Annotated in this window: 11 protein-coding genes; 5 read left to right on the top strand and 6 right to left on the bottom strand. The window is 73.2% G+C overall.

Annotation, left to right across the window (positions count from 1 at the left end):
• From G569_RS0129370 to G569_RS0129355, 4 genes are all read right to left on the bottom strand, one after another.
• Window positions 1-527: ABC transporter permease (locus G569_RS0129370; protein ID WP_028066061.1), on the bottom strand; the 527-nt coding region annotated here is incomplete at its 3' end.
• Window positions 515-1,189, bottom strand: a complete 675-nt coding sequence (locus G569_RS0129365) for an ABC transporter ATP-binding protein (protein WP_028066060.1) — start codon at window positions 1,187-1,189, stop codon at window positions 515-517. The genes G569_RS0129370 and G569_RS0129365, both read right to left, overlap by 13 nt.
• A complete protein-coding gene (locus G569_RS0129360) occupies window positions 1,186-1,848 on the bottom strand; it encodes an ABC transporter ATP-binding protein (protein ID WP_037500131.1) in 663 nt (220 codons plus the stop codon). Before G569_RS0129360 ends, G569_RS0129365 begins: the two co-directional genes overlap by 4 nt.
• The gene (locus G569_RS0129355; protein WP_037500128.1) at window positions 1,845-2,393 is read right to left on the bottom strand and encodes a hypothetical protein; all 549 of its coding nucleotides are present in this window, start codon (window positions 2,391-2,393) and stop codon (window positions 1,845-1,847) included. The genes G569_RS0129360 and G569_RS0129355 overlap by 4 nt, the downstream gene beginning before the upstream one ends.
• A gap of 103 nt (window positions 2,394-2,496) precedes the next feature.
• Here G569_RS0129355 and G569_RS0129350 point away from each other — a divergent pair, with 103 nt between their 5' ends.
• Window positions 2,497-3,171, top strand: a complete 675-nt coding sequence (locus tag G569_RS0129350) for a response regulator transcription factor (RefSeq protein WP_028066058.1) — start codon at window positions 2,497-2,499, stop codon at window positions 3,169-3,171.
• Window positions 3,171-4,466 carry a sensor histidine kinase gene (locus tag G569_RS0129345; protein WP_028066057.1) on the top strand — a complete coding sequence of 432 codons (1,296 nt, stop codon included), beginning with the start codon at window positions 3,171-3,173 and terminating at the stop codon, window positions 4,464-4,466. The genes G569_RS0129350 and G569_RS0129345 overlap by 1 nt, the downstream gene beginning before the upstream one ends.
• Before the next feature lie 174 nt (window positions 4,467-4,640).
• On the opposite strand, the gene G569_RS0129335 is transcribed toward G569_RS0129345, so the two are convergent.
• Entirely contained in the window at window positions 4,641-5,309 is a 669-nt protein-coding gene (locus tag G569_RS0129335; RefSeq protein WP_028066056.1) for a response regulator transcription factor, read from the bottom strand.
• A 388-nt stretch (window positions 5,310-5,697) separates the two neighbouring features.
• Entirely contained in the window at window positions 5,698-6,291 is a 594-nt protein-coding gene (locus tag G569_RS59200) for a winged helix-turn-helix domain-containing protein (protein ID WP_053227142.1), read from the bottom strand.
• Window positions 6,292-6,445: 154 nt separating this feature from the next.
• Between G569_RS59200 and G569_RS0129320 the strand changes: the two genes are divergently transcribed.
• The 3 genes from G569_RS0129320 to G569_RS59195 all read left to right on the top strand — a co-directional run.
• Window positions 6,446-7,345, top strand: coding sequence for a LysR family transcriptional regulator (locus G569_RS0129320; protein ID WP_028066055.1), 900 nt, complete (start codon window positions 6,446-6,448; stop codon window positions 7,343-7,345).
• Window positions 7,346-7,425: 80 nt separating this feature from the next.
• Window positions 7,426-7,830 (top strand): winged helix-turn-helix transcriptional regulator, encoded by a 405-nt coding sequence (locus tag G569_RS0129315; RefSeq protein ID WP_028066054.1) that lies wholly within the window; start codon window positions 7,426-7,428, stop codon window positions 7,828-7,830.
• A gap of 67 nt (window positions 7,831-7,897) precedes the next feature.
• Window positions 7,898-9,621, top strand: a 1,724-nt coding sequence (locus G569_RS59195; protein WP_053227141.1) for a methyl-accepting chemotaxis protein, incomplete at its 3' end; no start/stop codon positions are given.

Genomic DNA, 9,621 nt, shown 5'->3' with positions numbered 1-9,621 from the left:
GCGGCGGGGAGGTCGACGATCCCGTCGACGGTGACCCGCGCGGTTCCGCGGGCGCCTCCGATCGTCACGGTGTCGCCCGGGCGGGCGTGGAGGTTCGCGGCGGTCTGCTGCGCGAGCAGCACGCCGGTGTCACTGCCCGAGAGGGTGCGCAGCGCGCCGGGGAACGCCTGCGTGTAGCCGTTCGGGAGTCCGAGCACCTTGCCCGGGCCGGTGCTCTGCACGGTCGCGCCGGTCCGGGCTTGGAGCCCGCTGGTGTCGGCGTAGCCGACCGGGAGGGCGCGCCGGACGCCGGGGAAGCGCTCGACCTGCCGGAGGAGCCGGCGCGGGTCGGCGCCGGGCTGGGCCTCGATCTGCCAGTCGACCGGCACGCGGGCGCTCGCGCGCGTGGTCATCTTCGAGGTCGTCGCCGACAGGAACGCGCCGATCGACGCGATCAGCGCGACGGCGACGGCGACGCCCGCGGCGGTTGCGAGCAGGCGTCCGGGGCGGTGGCGAAGGAGCCCGCCCAACCAGGTCAGTGCGACCATGTGGGCCTCTGGCTCTCGAGCCGGCCGCTGTGCATGTGCCAGTGTTCGTGCAGCCGTTCGGCGACGTGTTGGTCGTGTGTGGCGACGACGAGGGCGGCGTCGGCGTCTGCGGTGGCCGACAGCAGGACATCGACGATCGCCGTGGCGTTGGCGCGGTCGACCTGGCTGGTCGGTTCGTCGGCGAGGATCAGCCGAGGGCGCCCGGCGAGGGCGCGGGCGACGGCGACGCGCTGCGCCTGACCGCCCGAGATCTCCTCCGGGAGCTTGGAAGCGAGCTCGTCGAGCGCCAGCGATGCCAGGGCCCGGTCCGCGGCGCCGCGCGCGTCCGCGTCGCGGGCGCCGGCGAGCACGAGCGGAAGGGCAACGTTCTCGAGCACGGTCAGCGGCGGGAGCAGGCTCGGGCCTTGGAAGATGACGGCGACGGGGCCGGGACGCAGGGCGGCGCGGTCGCCGAGCAGCGGCCATTCGACAGTTCCGACCGTCGGGTCGTCGAGGCCCGCGAGCAGGTGCAGCAGGGTCGACTTGCCCGAGCCCGAGGGGCCGGTGATGGCGATTCGCGCCCGCTCGTCCACGCGACAGTCGGTCGGCTGCAGGGCGACGACCGTCGCGGGTCCGCGCCCGAAGGTTCGTCCGGCGCCGGTGCAGGTGGCCAGCGCGGTCATGACTCGAGCCTTCCGTCGCGCAGCCGGAGCTCGCGGTGGGCGACGGCGGCGACATCGGCGGCGTGCGTGACGATCACCACCGCCGCGCCGGCGTACGCGCGATCGTGCAGCAGCGCCAGCACCGTGGCCGCGGTGTCCTCGTCGAGCTCACCGGTGGGCTCGTCGGCGAGCAGCACCGCGGGGTCGTTGGCGAGCGCCACGGCGAGTCCCGCGCGCACGAGCTCACCCCCGGAGAGCTGGGTCGGCCGGGCGTGCGCGCGCTTGCCGATCGCGCACTGCTCGAGCACGGCACGCCGCGAGGCCGGGGAGGTGCTGCGCGCGAGCCGCTGAGCGAGCCCCACGTTGGCCTCGACGGACAGGTGGCCGACGAGGTTGGCCTGCTGGTAGAGGATCCCGAGCGTGCGCCCGCGGAGCCGTGCGCGGTCCTCCTCGGGCCGGCGTGAGAGTCGCTCGCCGTCGATCCGGACCTCGCCGCCGTCAGGCTCGTCGAGCCCGGCGAGGACGTTGAGCAACGTCGATTTGCCGGACCCGGACGGGCCGGTCACGGCGACGACCTCGCCGCGATCGACCGTCAGCGAGACCCCTTGCAGCGCAAGCGTCTCGTCGTCGCCCGCGTGGTAGAAGCGATACAGCGAGCGGGCCTCGAGGACGGCGGTCATGGTGTCCAGCGCAGGGAGTCGGTGATGATCCGCCAGGGGTCGACGTTGTCGGCTCCTTTGGGTCCGCTGAGCGTCAGGATGGCCTCGCGACCGGCGTGGAAGAACAGGTAGCGCTCGACCGCGTTGGTCCGTGCCTTCCCGGTCACGGGGTCCGGCCGGCTCTGTGCGAGATAGGTGATCCGGACGGCCGGCCCTGAGGTGCGCTTGACCAGGCTGACCCGCGCCTTCGCCGGCGCCGTTCGCTTCGCGTCGGCGACCGTCGGGGCGGACGTGGCATCGCCCGCCTCCAGTGTGACGGTGTTGAGCTTGTCGGTGAAGGAGGTGGCGCCGTCGGCCGTGGTGCGTGCCCAGCCTTCGGGCACCTTGACCGAGTAGCCGGCGTGGGGCGGGGCGTAGGCGACGAACGCCTGGTTGTCCGGGATGTCGCCGGGCGGGCTGTTCTCGGAGGCGGCGGGTGTCGGCGTCGCCGTGCCGCCGTTTCCGCCACAGCCGGCGGCGACGAGGACGAGGGCGGCCGTCGCGGCCGCCGTGCGCATGCTGGGCATCGCCGCTGACGCTCGCAGCCACCGGTCAGCGCGCCGCCCGCGGCAGGTCAACGCCAGGTCAAAGTTCTCAAACGGTGTCGATCCCGGCGCTACCGTCGAGGCTGTGAGCGGCTCCGCGATCCTGCTCGTCGAGGACGATGACGCGATCTCGTCGAGCCTGGTGCGCGTGTTGGAGAGCCAGGGCCACACCGTGCGGCATCTCGCGCGCGGCGGTCCGGCGCTCGCGGCGGCCGACGCTGACACGAGCCTGGTGATCCTGGACCTCGGGCTCCCCGACACCGACGGCCTCGACGTGTGCCGGCGCCTGCGTCAGGCGCGGCCCGATCTCGCGATCCTGATCCTCACCGCGCGCGACCAGGAGCTCGATGTCGTCGCCGGGCTCGACGCGGGCGCGGACGACTATCTCGTAAAGCCGTTCCGCCTGGCCGAGCTGCTCGCGCGCGTCCGGGCGCATCTCCGGCGCGCGACGATCGCGTCCGCGGACGAGCCCGACGCGGCCCTGCGCGCCGGGTCGCTGAGCGTCGACCGCGCCGCGCGGCGGGCCTGGCGCGACGAGCACGAGCTCGACCTGCGGCCCAAGGAGTTCGATCTGCTCGCCCTGCTCGTCGCGGAGGCCGGGCGCGCCGTGACGCGCGAGCGGATCATGCGGGACGTGTGGGACACGGACTGGCTCGGTTCGACCAAGACGCTCGACACGCACATCCTCACGTTGCGCCAGAAGCTCGGCGGCGCGTCGATCACGACCCTGCGCGGCGTCGGCTACCGGCTGGAGGCCTGATGCGGCGACGCCTGATGCTGGCGATCGCCGGTGTCGCCACGGCCGCCGTCGTGCTCTTCGCCCTGCCGCTCGCGTTCGTCCTCGAGCGCAACTACCGCGACGACGCGCTACTTCGGCTCCAGCGCGACACGATCGCGGCGACGCGCGCCGTCGACGTCGACCCTCGGGGCGGCGATCCCGTCGAGCTTCCGCCCAGCGCGGACCGGCTCGCCGTCTACGACGCTGCGGGGCGTCGTGTCGCGGGCGATGGGGGAGCAGCACGCGACGACGCGCTCGTCGATGCCGCGCTGCGTACCGCGGCACCCGTGAGCGACAGCGGGAGCAGTCGGTTGGTGGCGGTCGTCCCGTTGCTGACGGGCGAACGGGTGACGGGCGCGCTGCGCGCCCAGCGCAGCGGCGATGCCACCGCGGACGCCATTCGACGGGCGTGGCTGGCGCTGGCCGGGCTGGCGCTGCTGGTGGTGCTCCTCGCCGTGTTCGCGGCGCTGGTGCTCGGCCGGCGCCTCGCGCTGCCGCTGGAACGGCTCGCCGCGGCTGCGAGGAGGCTCGGGCAGGGCGATTTCGCGACGCGCGCGCCGCGCGGCGGCGTCCCGGAGGCCGACGAGATCGCGGTCGCGCTGGATGAGACCGCGCAGCGGCTGGCCGATCTCGTGGCCCGGGAGCGGGCGTTCAGCGCGGACGCGTCGCACCAGCTGCGCACGCCGCTCGCCGCGCTGCGCATCGAGCTCGAGGCGCTCGAGCTGCGCGGCGACGCGCCGGCGGAACTGTCCCGCGCACTCGCGCAGGTGGAGCGGCTGCAGAGCACGATCGACACGCTCTTGGCGGTCGCCCGCGACGTCCCTCGGCCGGACGCGGAGACGGACGTCGCCGACGTGGTCGACGAGGTGCAGGCGCGCTGGCGCGATCCGTTGGCTGCCGAGGCCCGGCCGTTGCGCATCGGGCTCTCGCCGGAGGCCGGCGCGTTGTCCGCGTCAGGAGCCGTGGTCGGCGAGATCCTCGACGTGCTGCTCGAGAACGCCCAGCGGCACGGCGCGGGAGCGGTGAGCATCAGCACGCGCTCCAGCGGGCGTTGGATCGCGCTCGACGTCGCTGACGAGGGTGCGGGGTTCACCGGCACGGGCGAGGACGTGTTCGCCCGACGCGCGTCCTCGCGCGACGGTCACGGCATCGGCCTCTCCCTCGCCCAGGCTCTCGCCCACGCCGAGGGTGGCAGGCTCGCCGTCACGCGTTCGTCGCCGCCGATCATGACGCTGTGGCTCCCGGCCGCCGCGGATGGGGTCGCCGCCGGTGGGTAGTGATCTCGGCCTAGGTCACCGCGCCGGCGCCGGACGCACGTCTGCGTCCGGCGCTGACATCGACCATCCGTCAGTCCTGGTGTCCGTGATCGGCGTCGGCCTGCTCGGTGCCGAGCACCGCGAAGGCCTTGTCGAGGCACGGCATCGCCGCCGTTGTCGCGGACTCGCAGGGGCTCACCGGAGGGCGTAGCCGACGCCGCGCGCCGTCTCGATCCGTTCGTCGACCTCCAGGCGCCGGAGCTTGCGGCGCAGGCGAACCATGTACGCGTCGAGCGTGTTCGCGTTGACCATGGCGCCATCGGGCCACGCCGCGGCGATCAGTTCGGCGCGTCGCAGCACGATGCCGCGACGCGCGACGAGCGCCGCCAGCAACCGGAACTCCGTCGGCGTGAGCGACTCGGTCCGCTCGCCCGCGCTCACGCCGTGCCGACCCGGGTCCAGCCGCAGGGCTCCTGGCGGCGGGGCGCTCTCCGCGCGTCGCTTGAGCAGCGCGCGCACGCGCACGATCAATTCGGCGAGCGCGAACGGCTTGGTCAGGAAGTCGTCGCCGCCCGCGTTGAACGCGGCGAGCTTGTCGGTCAGGTTCCCGCGGGCGGTGAGGAACAGCACCGGAGCGTCGACGCCATGCGCGCGCAACGCCTGGCAGACGTCGCGGCCGTCGGCGTCGGGAAGCCCGATGTCGAGCACCAGGAGGTCCGGGACATGCTCGCTGAACACGCGCACCGCCTCACCGCCGCTGGCGGTCACGCGCACCGAGAAGTCCTCGGCGGCGAGCGCGCGGGCCAGGACCGACTGCAGGTGCTGGTCGTCCTCGCAGATCCCGATCAGCACAACGGCCAGCATCGCGTGCGCCGCCTGACCGAAACCTGAACGGGACACAAGCGCCGGATGAGCGGCTCGTACCGGCCGGTGGCGTTCAGGATCTGTTCGGGATCGCCCGCCTAGAACACCGGCATGCCGCCCGATGTCGGTGTCGTGCTCGCGTTCATCCTGGTGACGATCATCCTCGACCGGTGGCGCGAGTCCAACCGCCGATGACGCCCTCGACCACTGCTCCCGCCCGGGTCCGCCCATCCATTGCTCGACAGTGAAACGGTCGCGGCCTCGGATCACGGTCGTCCGGCCGGCGAAGACGCACGGATGCACCGTGCTGTGGCGCGTGACGGCACGGACGCGGTCAGGACAGGTCGCGTTGACGACTCGAGGGGGTCGGCGCCGCCTCGGGCGTCGGTCAGCTGCCGCGCTTGAAGTGCAGCGTCGCGAGTTCGGTGGCGATCCGCTCGCTCCCTGCGCGCTGCGCGCTCTCGGCCGCGATCGCGGCGGCCTGCTCGCGCGTCTTGGCCAGCAGACGATTGAGCTTCTTGATGCCCTTCTCGTCGAGCTCGAGCGGCCGGCGGACGATCGTGACCTGCGGGTCTTCGAGCCCGCCCGCGTCAGCGGCGTCCGCGAGCGCCGACACGATCGCCTGGATCGTCTCGCCCATCAGCTCGCCGCGCAGGCTCGTCGGCAGGCCGCGCCACGCCGTGTCGCCGATGCTCGCTCGCGCGGTCGCGCGGTAGAAGTGCTGCAGCGCGCCGCGCACCGGTGCGGTGCGCACGAGCTCGACGCACTCGTACTCGCGCAGCATCCGCACGTGATAGGCGACGAGCCCGAGCGGCTCGCCGAGCTCCACCGCGAGCTCGCCCGGGCTCGACTCGCGCTCTCCGAGTCGCTTGAGGATGCGGGCGCGAAGCGGATGGGCGAGGGCCTTGGCGATCCGGGCCTCGGACGTCTCGTCCGGAGGCCGTCGTGACGGCGTCGGTGTGGGGGAGGAGGCGGGCGGCATCGACGTGAAGCGTACGTGAGGCAGGCGTGTGAGTGTCTTGACAGTCAAACTGACAGTCGCGACGATCGCGATCCAACCGCGGCTCCGTGCGCGCCGTCGCGCCATCCGCATGCGCCTTCACAGCGGGCTCATCGCGCGGGCGGGAGCATCGGTCATGGCCCTCGGGGCGCGGCAGCTGCGCTACTTCGCGACGCTCGCTGAAGAGCTCCAGTTCTCACGCGCGGCACGGCGGCTGGAGATCTCCCAGCCGTCGTTGAGCCAGGCGATGCGCAGGCTCGAGTCAGAGCTCGGCGTGACCCTCCTGCAGCGGTCGACGCGCAGCGTCGTGCTCACGCCGGCCGGGGAGCGGCTGGCGCGCGCCGCCGGCCCGGCGTTGGCCGGCCTCGACGAGGCCTGGACGGCGGTGCGGGCGGCACCGTCCATGCCACCGCTGCGCATCGGGATCTCGCCGGCGGCGCGGGGCCCGCTCGGCGACGCCATCCTCGATGCCCATGCGCAGCAGGACCCGGCGGCGCGGGTGTCGCTGTGCGAGCTGGCATCCGAACGGCTGTTGGATGACCTGTCCGCCTACCGGCTCGACGCATGCCTGACGTGTTGCGCCGCGGTCAGGACCGACCAGCAGAGCCAGCGTCTCGCCGATGCGCCCGTCGTGGTCGCGCTCGCGAGCGACGATCCACGCGCCCGCGCCCCACGGGTGCGCCTCACCGAACTCGCCGACCTGCCGTTGATCGTCGCGGCCGGGCAGGAGTCCGGCGGCTACACGGCAGCGATCCTCGCCGCGTGCCGGGCGGCGGGGCTCGACCCGGCGATGGTGCCGATCCCCTACCTCGCCGTCCCGGCGACGTTCCTGCGGGCGCGCGGGTTCGCGCTCGTGCCCGCCGTCGCGTCGTCGATCGCGCCCGTCGGCGTGTCCTACGTGCCGCTCGCCCACGCGGTGACGGTGCCGATCGACCTCATCTGGCGCCGTGAGCCCGAGTCCGGCGATCTGCTCGCGTTCCTGCGCGGTGCCCGCGCCGTCGCGGGAGCTTTCCCCGACACCATGAGAAGTTTGTGACACCCGGCGACAAGGTCACGGTGAGCATCTGCTAACAGTCACTGCACTTATAGGCTGGTCCACTGAATCGAGTCGCCCGAGTGTCCGTCCTGACCGAGCTGCATCGCGTCGAGCGCGATCTCGTCGAGCGCATGCGCGCGCTGCGGCCGTCGGTTGAGGAGTACCTGGAGCTCGAGCGCACCGCGATCCGGCTCGGCCTGGACCTCCCGGCCGAGGCGTTGTCGGGCCCCAACGGCGTGCCGCATTCGACGCCGGTCGCGCGCCCAGCGGCGCGGAGCAGGCGCTCGCGCCGGGCCCAGGCGCGTCCCGGGGAGCGCCATGCGCAGCTGCTGGCGCTGGTGCGCGAGCGGCCGGGCATCACCGTGCGCGAGATCGCGGACGAGCTCGGCGTCGATCCCACGTCGCTGTACCGGTTCGTCCGCGAGCTCACCGGTGATCGCCGGTTGATCAAGGACGGCCGCCGGCTTCACGTGCCGTCAGATTGACTGTCAGCACGAAGTCACTATTGACACTGGTGCTCAAGGATGTCCCCGGACGGACGATGCATGGGCCATGTCGATCCGCAACCTGCCCCTGGCCGTCCGGCTGGGCGGCGCCTTCGGCGCCCTGTGCGTCGCGCTGACGGTGATCGCCGTCACGGGCGTGACCTCGATGTCAGGGCTGCGCGCCAAGACCGACGAGCTGGCCACCCGCCACCTGCGCGCGAGCGAGCTGCTCGGCAACCTGCAGGCGCGGGTCAAGGACGACGTGTCGCTCGTCGCCGAGCACCTCTACGTCTTCGACGGTGATCTGCGCGCCGAGGACGAGCGGGCGCGTGCGCTGGCGGCGAGCTGGGCGGACGGCGCGACCGACGAGCGCGCGCTGAAGCCACTGTGGGCGGGAACGTCCGTGGAGGGCGCGCTCGACGACTACGCCGCGGCCCGTGCGCGCCTGGTCGCCGCCGAGCGCCTCGCGGTCGGCCGGTCACGAGCGGAGACCGTCCGGGCCGCGACCGACCGATCCGGTTCACGCGGAGTGTTCAGCGCGACGATCGTCAAGCTCGACGCCCAACTCGAGGTCGCCGGGAAGCGTCTCCAGGCCGCCGCGAACCGCGACGCCCAGGCCGGCGTCCACGCCGAGCACGCGAGCGCGGTGCGCGGCACGCGCCTGATCATCGCCATCGCCATCCTCGCGACGCTGGCCGCGATCGCCCTCGCCACGTGGGTGACGCGCTCGGTGGTGCGCCCGGTCAAGGCCCTCGGGGAGCGGATGACGAGCCTCGACCGGCACGACCTGACGGTGGTCGCAGAGGCGATGGACGCGGTTGCGGGCGGCGACCTGACGCACGTGGCGCGTTCGGTCACCGCGCCCGTCGATGTCACCAGCCGCGACGAACTGGGTCGCCTCTCCGAGACCTTCAACGGGATGCTGGCCAAGGCCGAGCATTCGATCGACGCCTACAACGAGATGCGACAGCGTCTGACCGCCGCGCTCTCCGAGGTGGCCGAGGGGGCGGGGACGGTGGCGTCGGCGTCGCAGCAGATGGCGTCGACGTCTGAGGAGGCTGGTCGGGCCGTGGGTGAGATCGCGTCTGCGGTCTCTGATGTTGCGCAGGGTGCTGAGCGGCAGGTGCGGATGGTCGAGTCCACGCGTGAGGCCGTGCAGGAGGCCGCTCGCGCCGCGGGCGCCTCGGCCGAGACTGCTACGGCGACGGCGGGTGCGGCCGAGGAGGCGCGCGGTGCGGCCGAGGATGGCGTGCGGGCGGCTACGCAGGCGACGGAGGCGATCCGTGAGGTCGAGCGCTCCAGCGCCCAGGTCGGGACGGCGATGTTGGGGCTGGCGACCAAGTCTGAGCAGATCGGCGGGATCGTGGACACGATCACCGGTCTGGCCGAGCAGACCAACCTGCTCGCGCTCAATGCCGCGATCGAGGCCGCGCGGGCGGGTGAGCAGGGCAAGGGCTTTGCCGTCGTGGCCGAGGAGGTGCGCAAGCTCGCCGAGGAGTCCCAGTCGGCGGCCAGTCAGATCTCGTCGCTGATCGGCGAGATCCAGGCCGAGACCCAGAACGTCGTCACCGTCGTCGAGGAAGGCAATCAGCGCACCGCCGACGGTGTCGCCACCGTCGAGCAGACCCGGGAGGCCTTTGAGGCCATCGGCACCGCGGTCGCCGACGTCACCGACCGCGTCAGCGCGATCGCGACGGCCGTGCACCAGATCAGCGCCGAGGCCACCCGCGCCGAGTCCGACATCACCGAGGTCGCGGCGGTCGCCGAGCAGTCCTCCGCCTCGGCCGAGGA

The sequence above is a fragment of the Solirubrobacter soli DSM 22325 genome, assembly GCF_000423665.1.
GTDB classification, from domain to species: Bacteria; Actinomycetota; Thermoleophilia; order Solirubrobacterales; family Solirubrobacteraceae; genus Solirubrobacter; species Solirubrobacter soli.
The sequence above is the reverse complement of the archived record's forward strand: the minus strand, read 5'-3'. Positions and strand labels throughout refer to the sequence as shown.